This window comes from Telluria sp. AIW5, from assembly GCF_056680575.1.
Map to the genome: position 1 here is coordinate 728,762 of NZ_CM155289.1, position 21,435 is coordinate 750,196.

The following is a 21,435-nucleotide window of genomic DNA, read 5'->3' on the forward strand; positions in this document are numbered from 1 at the left end:
CCCTTTGGTGGACCCGGCCGAATGACTCAGGCCAGCTGGAACCGGATGATGCCGTCGGTGCCAGTTACACGCTTTAACATACCATCTTTCCAAAGTTTGTGCAGGTGCGCGAGTGCCTCGCCGAGGGCGAAACTGAGCTGGTGGGCGTCGAGTTGGCGCCGGAACATGATCGGCACGATCTCCATCGCGCTGACCGGCACGGCGCACGCTTCCTGCACCTCGGCCAGGCGCGCGACATGGTGTTCGCGCAGTTGCGCGATGCGGGTATGCAGGCCGCGGAAGGGTTTGCCGTGCGAGGGCAGCACCAGCACGTCGTCCGGCAGGCCGGCAAATTTACCCAGCGAATCGAGGTAGTGCTGCAGCGGATTGCCTTCCGGTTCGACGGCGAACACGGAAACGTTCGTCGAAATGCGCGGCAAGACCATGTCGCCCGAGATCAGCACATTCAATGCTTCCGAATACAGGGAAGCGTGCTCGGGCGAGTGGCCGAAACCCGTGATCACGCGCCAGTCGACGCCGCCAATGGCAAGGCGCTCGCCATCCTGGATGCGGGTATAGGCCTGCGGCACGTCCGGCACCAGCGATGGATAGTAATTGCGGCGGCTGCGCATCTGCTCGAGCATGACGGCATCGACCAGGCCGTGCCGCTCGAAATGGGGAATTGCCGAGGGGCCGTCGACGCCCGGCAAGGCGGCGGCCATCATGCGGGCAAAGCCGTACTCGCCCGTCGTCAGCCAGAACGGCGCCTTGAAACGCTGGCACAGCCAGCCGGACAGGCCGACGTGGTCCGGGTGGCAGTGGGTGGCCAGCACGCGCAGCACGGGCGCGCCTTCCATTGCGCCCGTCAGCACCTGTTCCCAATTGGCACGGGTGGTATCGGTCGCGACGCCGCAATCGATCACGGTGTAGCCCGTGCGCCCTTCGCGCGCGTCGCGCAGCAGCCACAGGTTGATGTGGTCGAGCGCGAACGGCAGCGGCATGCGCAGCCAGCCCACGCCCGGCGCCACCTCGCGCACACTGCCGGGCGCGGGTAGTTCTTCGGCGAAGGGATAAGACAGTTGGGATTCGAGCGAATTCATGTTCGACAATCTTTCGTGGTTATGCAAGGCGGGCGCGCTACAATGTGTTTGACGTTGACGTAAACGGAAAACATCGACACGGGAATTTTAAGCGATTCCACGACCTGCCACTTTCAGCCGCATTTTCATGCCCACGACCTACACCATCGCCGAACTGGCGCGCGAATTCGACATCACCGCGCGCGCGATCCGCTTTTACGAAGACCAGGGCCTCATCAGCCCCAGCCGCGAAGGCGTCGGCGGACGCAACCGCGTCTACACGCCGCGCGACCGGACCCGCCTGAAACTCACCTTGCGCGGCAAGCGCCTGGGCCTGACCCTGTCCGAAATCAAGAGCATCGTCGACATGTACGAGTCGCCAAAGGACACGGTGGCGCAAATCAACCGTTTCCTGGGCGTACTGGCGCACCAGCGTGAAACGCTCGAGCAGCAACGCGCCGACATCGACATGGCGCTGGAAGAAATTTCCGCGCACGAGGAAGAGTGCCGGCGCTTACTCAGCGACAGCAGCACGCCGCAGGGCGCTCCCGTGGACGCCAGCGAGGCCGCCTGATTTTTCGAGGAAGCACGATGGCTTCCTTTACTCGTTACTTGACGTTTACGTTAACGTCACACGCGAGTATGATTCACGCTGCCAACCGCTAACCCGTTCACCGAGAGGACGACATGCTGCATCTTCCAGGCTTGACCTTTGACCATGGCGACGACATCGCCGCGCTGCGCGAAGCAGTCCAACAGTTCGCCGCCAGCGAAATCGCTCCCCGCGCCGCGGAGATCGACCGTACCGACCAGTTCCCGATGGACCTGTGGCGCAAGATGGGCGAACTCGGCCTGCTCGGCATCACGGTGAGCGAGGAATACGGCGGCGCCAACATGGGCTACCTGGCGCACATCATCGCCATGGAAGAAATCTCGCGTGCCTCGGCCTCGGTCGGCCTGTCCTACGGCGCCCACTCGAACCTGTGCGTCAACCAGATCAAGAGAAATGGCACCGAAGAGCAAAAGCAGAAATACCTGCCGAAGCTGATCTCGGGCGAACACATCGGCGCGCTCGCCATGTCGGAACCGAATGCCGGCTCGGACGTCGTCAGCATGAAGCTGCGTGCCGAGCTGAAGGGCGACCATTACGTGTTGAACGGCACGAAGATGTGGATCACCAACGGCCCGGACGCCGACACCCTGGTGGTGTATGCCAAGACCGATATCGAAGCTGGTCCGCGCGGCATGACCGCCTTCCTGATCGAGAAGGGCTATAAAGGCTTCTCGATCGCGCAAAAGCTCGACAAGCTGGGCATGCGCGGCTCGCACACGGGCGAACTGGTGTTCCAGGATTGCGAAGTGCCGGTGGAAAACGTGCTGGGCGGCTTGGGTAAAGGTGTGAATGTCCTGATGTCGGGCCTGGATTTCGAGCGCACCGTGCTCTCCGGCGGCCCGCTGGGCATCATGGCGGCCTGCATGGATGCGGTCGTTCCTTACATCCACGAACGTAAACAGTTCGGGCAGGCGATCGGCGAATTCCAGCTCATGCAGGGCAAGATTGCGGACATGTATTCGACCATGATGGCTTGCCGCGCCTATGTGTATGCGGTCGGCCAGGCCTGCGACCGCGCGACCAACGCGGCGGCGATCCGCGCCCTGCGCAAGGATGCCGCCGGCGCGATTTTGTACAGCGCCGAAAAGGCGACCTGGATGGCGGGCGAGGCGATCCAGACCCTGGGCGGCAATGGTTATATCAACGAGTATCCGGTCGGTCGTCTCTGGCGCGATGCCAAGCTCTACGAAATCGGCGCGGGCACCAGCGAGATTCGCCGCATGTTGATCGGGCGTGAGTTGTTTGGCGAAACGGCGTAAAACATGTTGCGCGGCGGCGCCGGATGTCAATCCAGTCACCGCCGCGTAACCGTAGGGTGGGCGCCCCGTGCCCACGCGGATGCCGGAATGCAACGCTGCCCCAAACGCGGCCAACACAGTGCGACGGTCCGCGTGGGCACGGGGCGCCCACCCTACGAACTGAAATAGCTGCTCAACTGAACAAGCGCGAGACGAACGATGACACAAGTTGCGTTCCCCAAACTGCTGTCTTCCCAGATCGCATTCGACATCGCGCGCACGATCCTCGATGGTTTCGACAAGCATTACCGCCTGTTCCGCGAAGCCAGCCAGGCCGCCAAGCGCCATTTCGACACCGCCAACTGGGCCGTCGCCCAGCGTGCCGCGCGCGAACGCATCGACTATTACGACAAGCGCGTGCAGGAAGCCGTCGCCACCCTGGAAGACGACTACGCCGCCAACGAACTGACCGACACCGTCTGGCGCGAAACCAAGCTGCATTACATTGGCCTGTTATCGGACCACAAGCAGCCGGAACTGGCCGAAACCTTTTTCAATTCGGTCAGCTGCCACATCCTGCACCGCACGTATTATCACAACGATTTCCTGTTCGTGCGCCCGGTCATCTCGACCGAATACATCGAGACCGAAGAGCTGCTGCCGAGCTACCGCGTGTATTACCCGGCAAGCGACGGCTTGCGCTTTGCCTTGAAACGCATCGTCACCAATTTCCAGCTCGAGCGCCCGTTCGCCGCGCTGGAGCGCGACGTGCAACTGGTCGAAGCGCGCATGCGCGAAGCGTTTGGATTGGGCCAGGTCGAGCCGAACCAGCAATTCCAGGTGTTATCCAACCTGTTCTTCCGGAACAAGGGCGCGTATATCGTCGGCCGCGCGATCAATGGCGAGCGCGAATACCCGTTCGTGATTCCCGTGCTGCACAACCGGCGCGGTGAACTGGTGCTCGATACGGTGCTGACCGACCCGCTGCACATCGCCGTGCTGTTCTCGTTTACGCGCGCTTATTTTTTGGTCGACATGGAAGTGCCCTCGGCCTATGTGCAATTTTTGCGCAGCCTGATGCCGCGCAAACCGAGAAGCGAGCTCTATACCCTGCTCGGCCTGCAAAAGCAGGGCAAGACCCTGTTCTACCGCGATTACCTGCAGCACCTGAAACACAGCTCCGACCATTTCCAGGTCGCGCCCGGCATCCGCGGCCTCGTCATGCTCGTATTCGCGCTGCCCTCCTTCCCGTATGTGTTCAAGGTGATCAAGGATTTTTATCCACCGCCAAAAGACACGACGCGCGCCCAGATCAAGGAAAAATATGTGCTGGTGAAGCACCACGACCGGGTCGGGCGCATGGCCGATACGCTCGAGTATTCCGACGTCGCCTTTCCCCTGGCGCGCTTTTCCGACGAACTGCTGGCCGAACTCCGGCACCATGCGCCCTCGCTGGTCGACATCGAGGGCGAACGCCTCATCGTCAAGCACGTGTATATCGAGCGGCGCATGGTGCCGCTCAATCTCTACCTGGCCCAAGCCGGGCAGGCGAACGACGACGCGCGCATCGAACACGGCATCCGCGAATACGGCAACGCGATCCGCGACCTGGTCGCGGCGAATATTTTTCCCGGCGATATGCTGTATAAAAACTTCGGCCTCACGCGCCAGGGCCGGGTCGTGTTCTACGATTACGACGAGATCGAATATGTCACCGATTGCGTGTTTCGCGATATTCCCGAAGCGCGCAACGAGGAAGAGGAAATGGCGTCCGAACCCTGGTACGCCATTGGCAAACACGACGTCTTCCCCGAACAATTCGGCCGTTTCCTCCTTGGAAATCCAAAGATCCGCCACTATTTTATGAAGCACCACGCGGACTTGCTGACGCGCGCCTGGTGGCAGGCGCACAAGGACCGCATCCTTGCCGGTGAAGTCCAGGACATTTTCCCGTACCCGCAGCACATCCGTTTTCACCACCCGATCACCACCCCCGCGCTTTCAGAAAAAGCGCCATCCCTTTTGGAGAACCACAATGAATGATCCAGTCGTTATCGTCGGCGCCGCCCGTACCCCGATGGGCGCCTTCCAGGGCGATTTTTCGTCGAAAACGGCGAGCGACCTCGGTGCGGTGGCAATCAAGGCCGCGGTCGAGCGCGCCGGCGTCGATGCGCAATCGGTCGAGCACGTCTACTTCGGTAACTGCCTGATGGCGGGCCAGGGCCAGGCCCCGGCACGCCAGGCCCTCATCAAGGCCGGCCTGCCAATGTCGACCGGCGCCGTCACCCTGTCGAAAATGTGTGGCTCGGCCATGCAGGCCGCCATCTTCGCCCACGACCAGCTGGTCGCCGGCAGCGCGGATGTCGTCGTCGCGGGCGGCATGGAGTCGATGACCAACGCCCCTTACCTGATCCCGAAGGCACGCGGCGGCTACCGCATCGGCCACGCGCCGATGTTCGACCACATGATGCTCGACGGTTTGGAGGACGCCTACTCGCGCAACGAAAAGACGGGAGAGGGCCGCTCGATGGGCACCTTCGCCGAAGAGTGCGTGGCAAGCTATCAGTTCTCGCGCGAAGACCAGGACAATTTTGCGATCACGTCCGTCAAACGCGCGCAGGCCGCCAACAATGACGGCTCGTTTGACTGGGAAATCGCACCGGTCTCCGTTGCCACCCGTACCGGCGAACTGCTGGTCGAAAAGGATGAAGGCCCGCTGAAGGCCAAGGTCGACAAGATCCCGTCTTTGAAACCTGCGTTCAAGAAGGACGGCACCGTCACGGCCGCCTCGTCCTCGTCGATCAACGACGGCGCCGCGGCGCTGGTCATGATGCGCGAATCGAAGGCCAAGGAACTCGGCCTGACCCCGATCGCCCGCGTCATCGGCCACGCCACCCACGCGCAGGAACCGAACCTGTTCACGACCGCCCCGATCGGCGCGATGCACAAGCTCTTCAAAAAGACCGGCTGGACGGCGGGCGACGTCGACCTGTTCGAGATCAACGAGGCGTTTGCCGCGGTGCCGATGGCCGCCATGCGCGACCTCGGCATCCCGCACGACAAGGTCAACATCCACGGCGGCGCCTGCGCGCTGGGCCACCCGATCGGCGCCTCGGGCGCGCGTATCGTCGTGACCCTGCTGGGCGCGCTGAAGAAGACCGGCGGCAAGCGCGGCGTGGCGGCGCTGTGCATCGGTGGCGGTGAAGCCACCGCGATGGCGATCGAGATGGTGTAATTTACGAGGTCTCCGGGGGCGTTTCGACCCGCAGACTTTGTAACGCGTGGGCATGCCCACCCTACGTTACGCCGCGGCCTCGATTTTGTTCATGCGGCGGTGGTGCACCGTAGGGTGGGCATGCCCACGCGTTCGTGCCGCAAAAAACCGCAATATTATTCTCGCTTCGAACTTCGACCTGACGGGAGCTAAAACATGCCTACCGCTTTGATCATCGGCGCCTCGCGCGGCATCGGCCACGAACTGGCACGCCAGTACCGCGCCGACGGCTGGCGCGTGATCGCCACCGCGCGCAAACCGCAAGACATCAACGAACTGACCCAACTCGGTGCCGAAGCGCACCAACTCGACGTCACCAACGCCGAGGCGATCGCCGGCCTCGGCTGGAAACTCGACGACGAAAAGATCGACACCGCCTGGCTGGTCGCCGGCGTGTACGGCCCGCGCCAGGACGGCTTCCCGACGCAGGACGATTTCGACAGCGTGATGCACACCAACGTGCTGGCGGCCATGCGCCTGCTGCCGGTCGTCGCGCCCCTGGTCGCCTCCACGCGCGGCAAACTCGGCGTGCTGTCCTCGCGCATGGGTTCGATCGGCGCGCGCAACAGCGCCAACGGTTCGCTGTACCGCGCCAGCAAGGCGGCCCTGAATTCGGTGCTGCGCGACACGGCGCTCACGTTTGGTCCGCAAGGCGCCACCTGCATCGCTTTCCACCCCGGCTGGGTCCAGACCGACATGGGCGGTGCGAGCGCGGCGATCACGGTCGAACACAGCGTGCGCGACCTGCGTGCAACGCTGGCCGGGGCCACGCCGGAGGCGAACGGCAGTTTCCTGAACCACGACGGCGACCCGATTCCCTGGTAAGCCGTTTTACGCATACGACAACAACACAACGAGACACCATGATCCTGACCGAAGAACACCAGATGATCCGCGACGCCCTGCGCAGCTTTGCGCAGGAACGCCTGGCCCCGCAGGCCGCCCGCTGGGACAAGGAACATTATTTTCCGAAAGCCGAACTGAAGGAACTGGCGCAACTCGGCGCCTTTGGCGTGGCGGTGCCGGAACAGTATGGCGGCGCGGGCCTCGACTATGTGTCGCTGGCGCTGGTGCTGGAAGAAATCGCGGCCGGCGACGGCGGCATCTCGACCATCATCTCGGTCAACAACTGCCCGGTGTGCAGCATCGCGATGATGTACGCCAGCGAAGCGCAGAAGCAGCAGTGGCTGGTTCCCCTGGCCCAGGGCGAACTGCTCGGCGCCTTTGCGCTGACGGAGCCGCATACCGGCAGCGACGCCGCCGCCCTGCGCACCACGGCCACCCGCGATGGCGATGAATACGTCATCAACGGCACCAAACAATTCATCACCAGCGGCAAATATGGCGACGTCGCCATCGTCATGGCAGTCACGGATAAAGCGGCGGGCAAGAAGGGCATCAGCGCCTTCTGGGTGCCGACCACTACCCCAGGTTATATCGTCGCCGGCATCGAACAGAAGATGGGGCAGCACTCGTCCGACACGGCACAAATCGTGTTCGAGAATTGCCGCGTCCCGGCCGCCAACCTGATCGGCGAAGAAGGCATGGGTTATAAAATCGCCCTGTCGGGACTCGAGGGCGGACGCATCGGCATCGCCTCGCAGTCGGTCGGCATGGCGCGCGCGGCTTTCGAGGCGGCGTTGGCCTATGCGAAAGAGCGCGAGAGTTTCGGCAAGCCGATTTTCGAACATCAATCCGTGCAGTTCCGTTTATCTGAAATGGCGATGCAGATCGAGGCCGCGCGCCAGCTGATCCTGCACGCGGCTTCGCTGAAGGATGCCGGTGTACCCTGCCTGAAAGAAGCGGCAATGGCGAAGTTATTCGCTTCCGAGATGGCCGAGCGCGTCGTGTCGAACGCAATGCAGGTGTTCGGTGGCTACGGTTATGTGGCCGACTTCCCGATCGAGCGCATTTATCGCGATGTGCGCGTCTGCCAGATCTACGAAGGTACCAGCGACATCCAGAAGATCCTGATCGCACGGGCCCTGTAATGCAGCAAGCGCACGCCGCGCCCGCGATCCACAGCGTGGCGGCCGCCGACCTGCCGGCGCTGTTCGTCTACCTGGACGACCACCTGCAGGACAACGGCCGTGGCGGCACGCCGCTGTTCCAGCCAATGGCGCGCGCCGATTCGCGCTTCCCGGTCGACAAGCGCGCCGCCTTTGCGATCGGGTTGAATGCCGAGGTGGGCGCGCCGGGCTGGCGCCGCGCCTGGATGGCGCTCAATGCGGACGGCGCCATCTGCGGCCACGCCGACCTGCGCGCGCGGCCGGAGCGGGCCTCTCCCCACCGCTGCCTGCTCGGCATGGGCGTGCACCGCGATTATCGATGCCAGGGACTGGGCGAACGCTTGCTGGCCACGACCCTCGCGTGGGCGCGCACGCAGCCGGCGCTGGACTGGGTCGACCTCGAGGTGTTGTCGTCGAACCGGCCGGCGCGCCGCTTGTACGAGCGCTGCGGTTTTACCTTCGCGGGCGAGCTGCCCGACCTGTTTCGCATCGATGGCGAACAGCATGGGTATGTGTACATGACGTATCGGCTGCGGTGAGGAAGTCAAACGCGTGGAGTCGGGACTCCACCCTACGGTCATCAATAGTCGTTGGGTGGAGTCCTGACTCCACGCGTTACGAACCTCAGCTCACCGCCGCCTCCAGCAGCGTCACCGTCTGCCGCTCAGTATCGAGCGTCGCCCGTATCCCCATCGGAATCGTGAACTGGTCGCGAATATGCCCGATCGAATAGCCGGTGACGGCCGGAATCGACAGCGGCTGCAGGTGGATGTCCAGCGTCTGGTCGAGGGTCAATGAAATCTCCTCATGCTCGGGCCCGCAGTCTTCGCACACCCCCACCATCACCCCCGCCGCCTTTGAAAAGCCGACGGATAAATCGAGCTGGGTCATCCAGCGGTCGATCCGGTAAGGCGCTTCGTTGACTTCTTCCAGGAACAGGATGCTGTCCTTGAAATCGGCCGCATAGGGCGTGCCGGCCAGCGCCGCCACCAGGCTCAGGTTGCCGCCGATGAGAGGCCCGGTTGTCGTCCCGCCGTGCACGGTGCGCACGGCAAATTGGGGTTCCGTCAGTGCACGCCGGCTGTTCTCAAGCGCCATCGGGATCGTGGTGCGCGGCTGCGGATCGGACAGCACCGCCATCATCTGCGCGATCGCATAGTCGGTCAGCGTCGACGAAGCGACCGGGCCGTGGAAGGTCACCAGTCCCGCGTGTTTGTGGATCGCCAGGTGCAGCGCCGTGATGTCGGAGTATCCCAATAAAATCTTCGGGTTCGCCCGGATCAGCCCGAAGTCGAGGTGGGCCAGCAGCGAGATGCAGCCGGATCCGCCGCGCACCGGCCAGATCATCTTGATCTCCGGGTCGCCGAACATCGCGTGCAGGTCGGCGATCCTCTGCGGCACGCTGCCGCCATAGTTGCCGTTCACTTCGCGCAGGGACGCGCCCTCTTTCACTTTCAAACCGAGCGCTTCGATGTTGCGGCGGGCCTTGGCGATCGATTTTTCGGTGGCGTAGCCGCCCGGCGCGACCAGGGCGACGGTGTCGCCCGGCTGCAGGCGCGGAGGTTTGATCAGCTTCTTCATGGGAGCGGGAGGCGAACGGCGCACGCGCCTGCGTGGCGCAGCGAGGGCGGACAAGGGGTCGAGCGCGGCGGCGGCCAACAACGTACAGAAGGCGCGCCTGCCGTGATGATCGCTACGGGACATGGCGAAGCCGCCGTCGATGGCGGTGTGAACGACAATAAAAAAACTGCCGGCCCGACGCGCTTGCGCCTGGCCGGCAGCCCGCTTTCCCCGATCAGAGGAATTTGTACTTCAGCGTCAGCGAGTACGAACGGCCACGCGGATCGGCCACGCGCGGATCCCAGCCGGCACCGACGACCTCGTCGACGTTGTGCGCCGTGAACGGCGGATCGCGGTCGAACAGGTTCTGGATGCCGAAGGTGATCGACGTGTTCTTGAAGCCGGTGTAGGTGCCCGACAGGCCGAAGCGGGTGTAGCTCGCCACGTCCGGATCGAAGCCGGCCGGCGGCGTGCCGAGGCCCTTGTTAGGCACTTGATCCTTGTAGCCGCTGGCGAAGTACTGGCTCAGCATGCCGCTCCAGTCGCCACGGCTGACCGACAGGGTCGCGCTGTGTTTCCAGCGCAGGTACAGGTCGCGCGTGAAGAACTGGCCGACGTATTCCTTGTACGGCTGGCCGGCCAGTTCCGCGAACTTGTAGCTCTGGGTCCAGGTGCCGTCCAGTGCCGCGCTCCATTTGTAGCCGCTCACCTTGCCGTCGCCGCGCAGGCCGAGGTCGGCGCCGCGGGTCTTGACGCCGCCGGCGTTGATCCAGCCCGAACGCACGTACTCGATGGTGCCGACGCCGCTGGCGTTGGCCGGATTGCGGATCACGTTCTCGGCCAGCGCAGGTTGGTTCGCCAGGATGATCTGCGGGGTACGGTTCAGGATCTTGTCCTGGGTGTTGATGATCCAGTAGTCGAGCGAGGCCGAGAAGCCCTTGACCGGCTCGATCACCATACCCAGCGTGCCCTGCTTCGACGTTTCCGGACGCAGCGCCGAGTTGCCGCCGGCCTTGAAGTCGAGGCGCGCGATCGCGCAGTAGTCGGGATTGCCCGGGTTCAGCGGGCAGCCGACCGGGTCGATCGTCCCGTTCGGCAGTTCGCCGTCGAGCGAGGCCGAATACAGCTGGGTGAAGCTCGGCGCGAGGAAGCCCTTGTTGGCCGAACCGCGGAACAGCAGCCAGTTGGCCGGCTGGTAGCGGAAGGCGATCTTCGGATTGGTGGTGGCGCCGATCACGCTGTAGTCGTCGCGGCGCACGGCCAGCTGGACTTCGAGGTCTTTTACGACCGGCACGATCAGTTCGCCGTACACGGCCTTGATGTTGCGCGTTGCTTCCTGCAGCGCGGCATTGCCCGGCGCCTGCCAGACGATGGTCGCGTCGGCATCCTGGCCATAGCCATAGCCTTCACGGCGCAGGTCGAAACCGACGGCGGCCGCCACGGCGCCGGCCGGCAGCTGGAACACCTCGCCCGACATCGAGCCGTCGAGCTGGGTCAGCGTGGTGCGCCCGTGCTGCAGGTCGCCGCGGAACTTGGTCGACTCGATCAGGGCCATCGCTTCGGCGCTCTGGGCCTGGCCCGGCGCCAGCCATGGGTTGATCTTGCCGGTACCCAGTGCCTGGTACATCGGCGTGGTGTAGGCGTAGCCATTGTTGATCGCGGTCTGCGTCTTGCTCATCGCGCGCGACAGGCCCAGCTTGTAGTCCCAACGGTCGAGCGTGCCCTCGAGGCCGACCAGCAGGCGGGCGCTCTCGGTGGTGTTCTCGATCTCGCGGTTGCCGAAGTCGCTGGCGCGCCACTTGTAGATGATCGGCTTGGTTTTATCGAAGGTCGAGACGTATTGCGACAGGTCCTGGTAATAGGCGCCGCCGACCGGATAGGCGCTGCCGTTGCCCAGCGAGGTCGAGATCTGCATCGGGGTCAGGATCGAGGTGACCTTCGAGCGCGAGGCCATGCCTTCGACGAACAGGCGGTGGCCCGGCGCGATCTGGAAGCTGCCGCGGGCGATCGCGTTGGCGCGTTCCGCCGGCGGCATCATGACGTAGTCGGCGCCATAGTCATACGCGCACGAGTAACGCGTGCGCGTCACCGGCGTGACATCCGGCCAGAGCTGGCTCTGGTACTGCGACATGTAGGGAATCGTGTCGCACTTGTTCTGGAAGCTCAGCAGGTTGGCCTGCTGGTATTTGGTGGCATCGCCCGGGACCGTGAAGTTCGGGCCCAGCGCCGTGCCGGGGCCGGTCAGCTGGTTCGCATACGGGGTGCCGGTGGTGTCCGGCGACAGGCCGCGCGAAGGCTGGAAGCCGTTGGCGAAGTCGCGCTGGTGCGAATGCAGCATGTCGTTCTTGTCGACCGTCACCGCCGCCATCACGTTGAAGCGGTCGTTGTCGAGGTCACCATGGCCGGCCAGCAGGGTGGCGCGGCGGGTGGTGCCGCCGCCGGCTTCCGTGACGTTGGCGGTGGCGGAGGCTTCGACGCCCTGGTAATTCGTGCGCAGGATGAAGTTCACCACGCCGCCGACCGCATCGGTACCGTAGATCGCCGAGGCGCCATCCTTGAGGATTTCGACGCGCGCGATGGCGGACAGAGGAATCGAGTTCAGGTCGACTGCCTTGCCGCTGCCGCCGTGGGTGGCGATGCGGCGGCCGTTGAGCAGCACCAGGGTGCTGTTCGGGCCCAGGCCGCGCAGCGAGGCGAACGACGCGCCGCCGCTGACGCGGTCGGCATCGGCGCCAAACACGTTATTACCGGAGGTCATGTTGTCGGCGCCGGTGCCGTTCGCCGAAATCGTGCGCACCAGCTCTTCGGTGGTGGTGATGCCCTGCTTTTCGATCTGCTCGAAGGTAATCACCTGGACCGGCAGCGCGCCTTCCTTGGCGATGCGCTTGATGCTCGAACCAGTCACCTCGACGCGTGCCATCGGGATATCTTGTTGTAACTGTTGCGCAATTGCGGGGGATGCAACCCCGATCATGGCAATCAGATGGGCTAGTTTCTTTACCTTCACGCGTCTCTCCTAATGGTTCCGTCGAACTTCAAACTGGGGCGGCACTACATTGTTTTTATAGGTAATGTCATGGCACTACCTTATGGTCGTTTCGAGACTACGCGCAGCATCTGGCGCCATCCAATGAAATAACTGGCTGGAAGTATAACTTCGAGGAATGTTTGCAAGAGGAAATCCAACGCTTTCTAGCGTGGCTGCTGGGACATCCGTTCCCTTTGCGCAACATCGACATCCAGATAACGCCAGGCCGTGAATTCGACCGGATGGCGCTTGTAGTTTTTTAGCCACGGATGGCGGAGGTCGGCCGATACCGCATGGGTTAATGGAACCCAGGGGTTGTAGGCGTGGATCAGCTGGTTCATCTCGAAGTACAGGCGCTGGCGGGCCGGGCCATCGGTCAGCAGGCGCGCCTGCTCGTAGCGGCTGTTATAGGCGGGCAAATTAAAACGCGCATAGTTGGCACGGCCCGCGTTCGGCCCGTATAGCAATTGATAAAAATTGTCGCCGTCGGGGAAGTCGGCGATCCAGTTGCTCTCGAACATCGTCACCTTGCCCAGGCGCGAAGCCTTGATGATCTCGGTCTTCTTGTCCGATTTAAAGACGACGCGCAGGCCGATCGCATTCAGGCATTTCCGCCAGAGCTCATCACGCAGCCTGCCGCCGACCGTCGCTTCGCTGTGCATGGTCAGCGTCAGGGGTTTGCCGTCGGGCGCGCGCCGGAATCCGTCCTGATCGCGCTTGCCGTAGCCGTGGCGGTCCAATAAAGCGTTGGCGAGGGCCGGGTCGTAGGGCACCGGGCTGCGGTAATGCGGGTCGTAGCCGAGCACGTTCGGCGGCAGCGGCGACTCGGCCTTGATCGCAAACCCTTTCTTTAACAGCGCGATGTCTTCGGCACTGTTGTAGGCCAGCGAGATGGCGCGGCGCAGGGCGACCCGGTCGTTGGTATAGCCGCCCAGTACCGGGTCGTTCATGTTCATCCACATGTAATAGGTCTGCAGTACCGGGAAGCGCGACAGCTGGATGCCGCGTTTTTGCAGCTCAGGCTTGAGCGCACCGTCGCGGATCACCATGTCGGTCATCGATTCCGGCACCTGCTCCAGGTAGTCGTATTCGCTGTTCAGGAAACCGAGCATGCGGCCCTGGAATTCCTCGGCAATTTTGACGTCGACCCGGTCGACCAGTGGCAGGCGCTTGCCGTTCAGTGCCGCGGCAATCCGGCGGTCTTCCGGATCGCTGCCGGGCGTCGCCGCGAACACGGCCGTCGAATACGGATTCGCCAGCAGCACGATGCGGTCGCTGCGCTTCCAGTCGCCGATCATGAAGGGGCCGGTGCCGACCGGGTGGTTCCCGGCCTGGCCCGGATAGGCCTCGATGACTTCGCGCGCCACCACGCCCGAGGCGGGCGTCGCCATATAAAACAGGAAATTGTTGTCGGGCTCTTTCAGGCGGATGCGCAGGGTAGTGCGATCGATCGCCTGCAGGCCAGGGATGGCGGTGTCGTAACTGAACTGCTTCTTCAGCGCCTCGTCGCCCTCGAGCTTGCCGTCGAACATGTACGACCAGGGCGATTTCAATGTGGGGTCGTACAGGCGCGTGATGCTGTAGACGACATCCTGCGCCGTCATTTCGCGTTTCACGCCTTTGAAGGCCGGGTCAGCGGTGAAATAGATGCCCGGACGAATATGAAATGTGTAGGTGCGTTTGTCCGCGCTGATCTCGGGCATGGCGGTGGCGATGTTCGGACGCAGTTGCACCGGGCGCGCCAGGTAGTCGTAGCGCAGCAGCGGGTCGAACAGGTTTTCCAGCAGGGACAATGTTGCAATGTCGGAAGCAGCGGCCGGATCGAGTCCGGTTTCACCCGTCGACAGGAACAGGTGCAGCACTTTTTCGCCCTGCGCCGGGGCTGCGGGCGCGGCGGCCGCGCTGCTCGTCGACAACGCGCAGGTGGCGGCGCTGGATGCGAACAGCAAGGCAAAGAGGGTGGCGCGAAGTCTCATGTGTGCAGGTCCCGGTTGAGCGTTGCGTATCATATGCGCGGTGCGGGCGCCGGGCAAACGAAACGAACTCCTCATAACTTTTGTGCATGGCGCGGCTGCATTCTTTCATCTGTGCACCTTGCTCTGCGCCTATACTCTCCGCTGCACAATCGTACGCATGCATGCCGTGACTGTCGTCTGCGGCGCGTTGTCCTGGCCCCGGCTCCGGTCCCGGCCCGGATGACAATTATCGGACCCACACATGGCATTGAATTACATCTGGACTGGTTTTTTCCTCGTGAGCTTCGTCGCTGCACTTGCCCAATGGCTGTTCCTCGGCGACACCGAAATTTTTAAACGCATCGTCGACGGCACCTTCAGTTCGGCCAAGCTGGCGGTGATGGACATCGCCCTGCCGCTGGCCGGCGTGATGACATTGTGGCTCGGCATCATGAACATCGGCGAAAAGGCCGGCGCGATCAATGTGCTGGCCCGCTTCATCGCCCCCTTCTTCTCGCGCATCTTCCCGGGCGTGCCGAAAGACCACCCGGCGAACGGCCACATGGTCATGAATTTTTCGGCCAACCTGCTCGGCCTCGACAATGCGGCGACGCCCTTCGGCCTGAAAGCGATGGAAAGCCTGCAGACGCTGAACCCGAACAAGGAGGAGGCGAGCAATGCCCAGATCATGTTCCTGGTGCTGCACACCTCGGGCCTGACCCTGATTCCCCTGGCCATCATGGCGCAGCGCGCGATCCTCGGCGCGGCCAATCCGGCCGACATCTTTATCCCCTGCCTGATCGCGACCTATGTCGCGACCATGACCGGCATCGTCGTGGTCGGCCTGCGCCAGCGCATCAACCTGCTCGACCCGGTGCTGTTCGGCTGGATCGGCGGCCTGACGGCGGCCATCGGCGGCCTGATCTATTACATGAGCAACTACCTGAGCAAGGACCAGATCCAGCTGTTCTCGAATGTGGCGGCCAATCTGATCCTGTTCTCGATCATCGTGGTTTTCATGGTCGGCGCGCTGCGCAAGAAAGTGAACGTGTACGAGGCCTTCATCGAGGGCGCGAAGGGCGGCATCCAGACGTCGCTGACGATCATCCCGTATCTGGTCGGCATGCTGGTGGCGATTGGCGTGGTGCGCAATGCGGGCATCCTCGACTTCGTCGTGCGCGGCTTCGAATGGGTGTTCAATCAGTTCAACCTGCGCACCGAATTCCTCCCCGCCCTGCCGACCGCCCTCATGAAACCGCTTTCCGGCAGCGGCTCGCGCGCCCTGATGATCGACACCATGACGACCTATGGCCCCGACTCCTTCGTCGGGCGCCTGGCCTGCATCTTCCAGGGTTCGGCCGACACGACTTTCTATATCGTCGCGCTGTACTTCGGTTCAGTCGGCATCCGCAAGACGCGCTACGCGATTTCCTGCGGCCTGATGGCCGACCTCGCCGGCGTGATTGCCGCCATTTTCGTCGCTTACCTCTTCTTCGGTTAAGGAAGTACATGTTCCGTCAACTCGCCGTCGCCGCCGCCCTCCTCGCCTGCCTTCCTGCGCACGCGCAGTTGCCGGAACCGGTGGCGCGCCTGCTGGCCGAACAAGGCATGAGGCCCGATGCCGTCAGCGCCCTCGTGCTGCGCGGCGACCAGGTCGTCATGGCCCACCTGGCCGAGCGCCCGATGCAGCCGGCCTCCACCATGAAACTGGTGACGACCCTGGTCAGCCTCGAGCAGCTGGGCCCCGTGTTTCGCGGCCGCACCGAACTGCTGACGAATGGCGAGCTCAATAACGGCACCTTGAAGGGCGACCTGGTGCTGCGCGGCGGCGCCGATGCGGACTTATCAGGCGAAGTACTGGAAGGCATGCTGCGCGCGCTGCACAATGCGGGCATCAGGCGCATCGACGGCAACCTGGTGCTCGACCGCAGCCTGTTCAATCCGGCGCGCATGGATGTCGGCCTGCCGCCCTTCGACGAGTCGCCCGACGCCTATTACAACGTCATTCCGGACGCGCTCCTGATCAACAAGAACATGCTGCAGGTCGACATGCGTTCCACCGCTACGCGCCTGCAGCTGGACATGCAGCCAGCGCTTGCCGGCGTCACGATCGCATCGAACATGACCCTCGTCGACACCGATTGTGCGACCTGGGAAAACGGCTGGAAGCTGCCGCAAGCGGTGCGCGGCGGGGATGGCAAGATCAAGGTCGTGCTGCAGGGTACCTATCCGAAAAACTGCGCGAAGACCAACAGCATCAACGTGCTCGAGCGCGACGACTATATCGACGGCTTGTTCCGCCTGAAGTGGAAGCAGCTGGGCGGTAAGCTCAGCGGCAAGACGCTGGCGGGCAGTGCGCCGGTGGGCGCACGCCTGCTGGCCGAGCACCGCGCGCGCGCGCTGCCGGAAGTCGTGCGCGATACCAATAAACCGTCGGACAATGCGCTGGCGCGCACCCTGTTCCTGAGCCTGGGCGCATTGGAGGCGGACCCGCTGCTCGGCAGCCGGCCGCTGCCGTTTGTCCCGGACCAGACCACTTATACGCGCGCCGACGCCACGGTGCGCAACTGGATGCGTGCGCACGCCATCGACGACAGCGGCCTGGTGATGGAAAACGGCTCGGGCCTGTCGCGCATCGAACGCATCAGCCCGGCGCAGATGGGCGGGCTGTTACGCGCCGGCCTGCGCAGCAACTGGGCGCCGGAATTCCTGGCCAGCATGCCGATCGCGGCCACCGACGGCACCATGCGCCGGCGCCTGAACGGCAGCCCGGCCGCCGGCCGCGCCCGCCTCAAAACGGGCACGCTGCGCAATGTGGTGGCGGTCGCCGGGTATGTGCCGGATGCGAGCGGCGTGCAGAACGTGGTCGTGGCAATGGTCAATGACGAACTGGCCGGCGATGGGCGCGGGCGCGCGGTGGTAGACGCGCTGGTGGACTGGGTAGCCAAATCGGGGGTGGTAACGCCGGCGGCGGGGAACGCGCCGTAGGGTGGGCGCCCCGTGCCCACGCGGTGCTGGGCTTCACCCACTGCTGGGAGACCTGCCCGATCGGCGTCAACGGCCGCCAGATGTATGCCCGTATGGACTGGGCGTTCTGAGGGAACCTCGATAAACCTACTGCGCGTCGGATTTTCGCCCTGCGCCGCCAAGGCGATAGCTCGCTGTACATTCGTACAGCCGCGGCGCCTTGGCGGCTCGGACGAAACCCTTCCGCTCGCTACGGTTTCTCGAGGTCCCGTTAAGCTAATTGTCCGCTTACGGGAATCCAGGCTTGCGTGCTTCCACCAGGGCATGCAGGTTTCAGGGTTTCGACGCCTGCGTGCCGCCGGGTGAGGGCTCCAGCCATGGCGCCCCGGCCACCTCGGGTTTCGCTTCGACCAGCGCCACCTGCGCCCTGGTCGTCTCGCGGATCGTGCGTACGAGGTCGAGCATCGTCTTGTCGATGAATTTTTCCGGCGTGCCGAGCACCATGCCGGTGGCGCGCCGCGGCCAGGCCAGCCAGCCGCCCTCCTTCCTGGTGAACGCGGCATACATGTCGAGGTGGTAGCCGGTTTTATACGGGTAGAGGCAGGCGACGACATACGTGTCCTGGCTGCCGTGCACGTCGGGACGCGCCTTGGCGGTCCAGCTGGCGCCGTCGCAGCTGGGACCACGCGCGGCGCCCGGGGTGTCGGCCATTTTGAAGCGGCCGGGCTGGTCGAGGACCTCGGCCGTTTCCGGCAGCGGCGTGGCCAGCGTGGCATTCTGGATGTTGCGGCTGATGCCCTCGCTGGCCGCGTGCGCGACGGCCGGCGGCGGCGCCCCGGTCTTGATATCGAATACCCGGACATACTCGACCGTCCGGTCCTGGGCCACGAACATGTCGCCCGCTCCCGTGCCGCAGCCCGCCAGCGCCGTTGCGGCGACAGCCGCCATGATGACTCGTTTCATTGCACACCTCTCTCGTCCGTTGGAAGAATGGATAGTGCGCGAGAGGAAAGAAGCGGACTCGTCAAGCCGCGGCATCAATCTCTCGTCGGTACCAGAGGATTGTCCGGGTCTGAAAGGTGGGAAAGGCTGAGAAAACTCAAGTGTGCGCGGAAGATGGGAGGCGCGGCGCAGGCGGGACACCCGGCGCTACCGCCGCCAGCGTGCGAGACCGTGTTACAAGACGCGGCGGAAAGTAGAGCGCACCCGATCGCGGTCGCCGCAATCGAAATGCCACCATTCCGTATTGATGCCGACAAAGCCGGCCCCGAACATGGCGCCGCGCAGCAGGCGGCGGTTGCTCACCTGCTGTTCGCTCAATTTGCCGGCAGCGACGAACCCCTCTTCCAGCGCCGGGTGCGACAAATCCGTCATGTCGTCGAAGCCGGTGCCCATGTCGAGCTCGCGTCCTTGCGGGTCGAGGATGGTGACGTCGAGCGCCATGCCATACGAGTGGATCGAGCCGCGCACCGGATTGGCGAGGTACATCTGCAGGCCGGTGCCCTCCAGCACATCCCACAGTTGCTGCTGCACCCGTTGCGGGCGCAGGGCGTCGAGCACCAGCAGCGTGTGGCCGGGCGCGTGGTGCGCAAGCCAGGCCACGGCCGCTTCCAGGGCAGCGGCCGCCTCGACGTGCAGCCAGGCGCAGTCGAAGGGCGAATACAAATCGCGTCCGACGAAATTGTCGGGACCGGCATAGCGCAGGTCGACCGCGATGCCCGCGATCATTGAGAGGTGACGGAACTCTTCGCTGCCGGCGATGTCTTCGCTGGCCACCGAGTGGGACCTGTTCATGCACTGCCCTTGTCGAGACAGGCGCGGGCCGTCGCGCCGATGCAATTGGCCAGTTCGCGCGCCCCGTGCGAGAGCGGCGCGTGGTTCGCCGTCAGCAAATACAGCTGGACCGGAATGGCCGGGATCCACTGGCGGCGCTGGACTTTGTCCGCTGCCGCCGAGGCCGCGGTGAACGGGTCGACCACGGCCGTGCCGGCGCCTGCTTCCACCAGCGAACGGGCGATCTGGTAAGTTTGCACCACGGTCCGGAACACCGGCTGCACGCCCTGCGCCTCGCACTCGGCGACGACGAGCTCGCCGAGCGGATCGTTGTCGGCCAGGCCGATCAATTCACCCGTCAGCCCTTCGGCGCCGATCGGCTGCGCGCATTCGGCCTCGCTCCAGGTGCCGGCAGGCGCCATCACGGTTAAATTGCCGGTGGCGATCGGCTCGGCGACGATGCCCGGGTGGCGCGGGTCCTGCAGCGACAGCGCGAGGTCGGCTTCGCCCAGGCGCAGCGCGTTGACGATCTCGCTCGTGTGATAGGTCGCCAGCTCGCAGCGGGTCTGGGCGAAATCGCGGCGCCAGGCCGTCATCGCCTGCGGCAGGACGCTGATGGCCAGCGTCGGCGTCGACACCAGGCGCACGGTTTCCACGGCACGCCCCTTGAGGCTGGCGGCCAGGCGGCGGATGCCCTGTAAATCGCGGTTCAGCTTTTCGGTCTCGGCGAACAGGCGGTGCGCTTCCGGCTTCGGATACAGTTTGCCGCGCACGCGCTCGAACAGCGGCATGCCCAGCTGCAGCTCGGCATGCTGCAGCACTTTCGTGACCGCCGGCTGCGAGATGTGCAGGACCTGGGCGGCGCCGCTGATGGTGCCGACTTGCATGATGGCGTGGAAAACTTCGATGTGGCGCAGGCGCATTGTTAATCCTTCAACGAGACGCCCGCGCACGGCACGGGCAGGCCGAAGGATACAGCGAAACGCACTGCAGGGCGACCGTCACTGTGGGTTCGATGCAACCGGCGGCGTGTTGGGCGGGGTGACAGGTGCGGGCGTTGTCGGCGGCGGCGGCGCGACAGGCTGCACGGGCTCCACGGGCTCTACTGGCTGCACCGGCTGTACCGGACGCATCTCCGGAATCGGCGCGCTCGGCACCGGCGGCAGCGGCGCATTCGCCGGCGTGGTCAGCACTTCGAGCATGGCCGCCGTCTCGGCATCCGGCTCGCCGGCGATATTCGACGGGCGGTATTTCATCTGGAAGGCGGCGATCACGGTCCTGGTCGGCTGGTCGAAAACGCCGCTCTGGGCCAGGCTGAAACCGTGCGCCGCCAGCTTTTTCTGGAACCAGACCGCATCCGGCGTCTGGATGTCGAACACCTGGCGCACGGCGGCGACGCGGTTGGCGTCCGGCCACACGACCAGGCCGGCCTGCGCCAGCTGGTACCACGGAAACATCGGCCCCGGGTCCTGCTTGCGCAGCGGGGCGATGTCGCTGTGGCCGACGACGTTTTCCGGCCGGATGCCATGGCGCGCGACAATATCTTTGACCAACGGAATCAGGGCGTCGATCTGGCTCTGCGGGAAGGGAGCGTAGACGCGACCTTGCGGCGTGTCCTTCCAGCCGGCATTCACGATTTCGATGCCGATCGAGCTGTTGTTGAGCTGCGTGAACCCCTTCCAGCTCGAGTTGCCGGCGTGATAGGCGGCGCGGGTTTCATCGACCAGGCCGTAGACGGTCGGGGTCGGATCGTCGGTGAGCAGGTAGTGGGCGCTTACTTCCTGCTCGGTCAGGACCTTCAATGAGACCGGCTTGTCGGACACCGTGTAGTGCAGCACCAGGAAGCGCACGCGGCTGGACTGGCCCTTGGCCGAATACGTCTTGTTGACGCCGCCAGGGGTGGTGGCGCAACCGGCCAGCAAGGCGATCAGGAAAATAGCTGCAAGGGATTTCATGGCGC

17 protein-coding genes are annotated in these 21,435 nt (G+C 64.2%); 9 read left to right on the forward strand and 8 right to left on the reverse strand.

The window, feature by feature from the left end:
- Positions 1-26 precede the first annotated feature (26 nt).
- Entirely contained in the window at positions 27-1,079 is a 1,053-nt protein-coding gene (locus tag AC1MEM_RS03175; RefSeq protein WP_499475262.1) for an MBL fold metallo-hydrolase, read from the reverse strand.
- A gap of 127 nt (positions 1,080-1,206) precedes the next feature.
- Between AC1MEM_RS03175 and AC1MEM_RS03180 the strand changes: the two genes are divergently transcribed.
- The 7 genes from AC1MEM_RS03180 (at position 1,207) to AC1MEM_RS03210 (ending at position 8,731) form a co-directional block, all read left to right on the forward strand.
- Positions 1,207-1,632 carry a MerR family transcriptional regulator gene (locus tag AC1MEM_RS03180; protein WP_499475264.1) on the forward strand — a complete coding sequence of 142 codons (426 nt, stop codon included), beginning with the start codon at positions 1,207-1,209 and terminating at the stop codon, positions 1,630-1,632.
- A 113-nt stretch (positions 1,633-1,745) separates the two neighbouring features.
- Positions 1,746-2,930, forward strand: a complete 1,185-nt coding sequence (locus AC1MEM_RS03185) for an isovaleryl-CoA dehydrogenase (RefSeq protein WP_499475265.1) — start codon at positions 1,746-1,748, stop codon at positions 2,928-2,930.
- Positions 2,931-3,128: 198 nt separating this feature from the next.
- Positions 3,129-4,952 (forward strand): bifunctional isocitrate dehydrogenase kinase/phosphatase, encoded by a 1,824-nt coding sequence (gene aceK / locus AC1MEM_RS03190; RefSeq protein WP_499475266.1) that lies wholly within the window; start codon positions 3,129-3,131, stop codon positions 4,950-4,952.
- Positions 4,945-6,144 carry an acetyl-CoA C-acyltransferase gene (locus tag AC1MEM_RS03195; protein WP_499475267.1) on the forward strand — a complete coding sequence of 400 codons (1,200 nt, stop codon included), beginning with the start codon at positions 4,945-4,947 and terminating at the stop codon, positions 6,142-6,144. The genes aceK and AC1MEM_RS03195 overlap by 8 nt, the downstream gene beginning before the upstream one ends.
- Positions 6,145-6,339: 195 nt before the next feature.
- Positions 6,340-7,008, forward strand: a complete 669-nt coding sequence (locus AC1MEM_RS03200) for an SDR family oxidoreductase (protein ID WP_499475268.1) — start codon at positions 6,340-6,342, stop codon at positions 7,006-7,008.
- A 38-nt stretch (positions 7,009-7,046) separates the two neighbouring features.
- Positions 7,047-8,174 (forward strand): acyl-CoA dehydrogenase family protein, encoded by a 1,128-nt coding sequence (locus AC1MEM_RS03205; protein WP_499475269.1) that lies wholly within the window; start codon positions 7,047-7,049, stop codon positions 8,172-8,174.
- Positions 8,174-8,731 carry a GNAT family N-acetyltransferase gene (locus AC1MEM_RS03210; protein WP_499475270.1) on the forward strand — a complete coding sequence of 186 codons (558 nt, stop codon included), beginning with the start codon at positions 8,174-8,176 and terminating at the stop codon, positions 8,729-8,731. Before AC1MEM_RS03205 ends, AC1MEM_RS03210 begins: the two co-directional genes overlap by 1 nt.
- A gap of 85 nt (positions 8,732-8,816) precedes the next feature.
- Here the strand turns inward: AC1MEM_RS03210 and AC1MEM_RS03215 are convergent, their stop codons facing one another.
- The 3 genes from AC1MEM_RS03215 to AC1MEM_RS03225 all read right to left on the reverse strand — a co-directional run bounded on the left by AC1MEM_RS03215 (position 8,817) and on the right by AC1MEM_RS03225 (position 14,756).
- On the reverse strand, positions 8,817-9,773 hold the full coding sequence (locus AC1MEM_RS03215) for a S66 peptidase family protein (RefSeq protein ID WP_499475271.1): 957 nt from the start codon (positions 9,771-9,773) through the stop codon (positions 8,817-8,819).
- 214 nt (positions 9,774-9,987) lie between these two features.
- Complete coding sequence (locus tag AC1MEM_RS03220; protein WP_499475272.1) at positions 9,988-12,672, reverse strand: TonB-dependent receptor; 2,685 nt, start codon at positions 12,670-12,672, stop codon at positions 9,988-9,990.
- 272 nt (positions 12,673-12,944) lie between these two features.
- On the reverse strand, positions 12,945-14,756 hold the full coding sequence (locus AC1MEM_RS03225; protein ID WP_499475273.1) for an ABC transporter substrate-binding protein: 1,812 nt from the start codon (positions 14,754-14,756) through the stop codon (positions 12,945-12,947).
- A gap of 241 nt (positions 14,757-14,997) precedes the next feature.
- On the opposite strand from AC1MEM_RS03225, the gene AC1MEM_RS03230 reads away from it, so the two are divergent.
- The gene (locus AC1MEM_RS03230) at positions 14,998-16,236 is read left to right on the forward strand and encodes a nucleoside recognition domain-containing protein (protein ID WP_499475274.1); all 1,239 of its coding nucleotides are present in this window, start codon (positions 14,998-15,000) and stop codon (positions 16,234-16,236) included.
- A gap of 8 nt (positions 16,237-16,244) precedes the next feature.
- Complete coding sequence (dacB, locus tag AC1MEM_RS03235) at positions 16,245-17,723, forward strand: D-alanyl-D-alanine carboxypeptidase/D-alanyl-D-alanine endopeptidase (protein WP_499475275.1); 1,479 nt, start codon at positions 16,245-16,247, stop codon at positions 17,721-17,723.
- 312 nt (positions 17,724-18,035) lie between these two features.
- Here the strand turns inward: dacB and AC1MEM_RS03240 are convergent, their stop codons facing one another.
- The 4 genes from AC1MEM_RS03240 to AC1MEM_RS03255 all read right to left on the reverse strand — a co-directional run bounded on the left by AC1MEM_RS03240 (position 18,036) and on the right by AC1MEM_RS03255 (position 21,430).
- Positions 18,036-18,665 (reverse strand): hypothetical protein, encoded by a 630-nt coding sequence (locus AC1MEM_RS03240; RefSeq protein WP_499475277.1) that lies wholly within the window; start codon positions 18,663-18,665, stop codon positions 18,036-18,038.
- A gap of 213 nt (positions 18,666-18,878) precedes the next feature.
- A complete protein-coding gene (locus tag AC1MEM_RS03245) occupies positions 18,879-19,496 on the reverse strand; it encodes a M15 family metallopeptidase (RefSeq protein WP_499475278.1) in 618 nt (205 codons plus the stop codon).
- Complete coding sequence (locus AC1MEM_RS03250) at positions 19,493-20,398, reverse strand: LysR family transcriptional regulator (protein WP_499475279.1); 906 nt, start codon at positions 20,396-20,398, stop codon at positions 19,493-19,495. The genes AC1MEM_RS03245 and AC1MEM_RS03250 overlap by 4 nt, the downstream gene beginning before the upstream one ends.
- 78 nt (positions 20,399-20,476) lie before the next feature.
- On the reverse strand, positions 20,477-21,430 hold the full coding sequence (locus AC1MEM_RS03255; RefSeq protein ID WP_499475280.1) for an N-acetylmuramoyl-L-alanine amidase: 954 nt from the start codon (positions 21,428-21,430) through the stop codon (positions 20,477-20,479).
- Positions 21,431-21,435 lie beyond the last annotated feature (5 nt).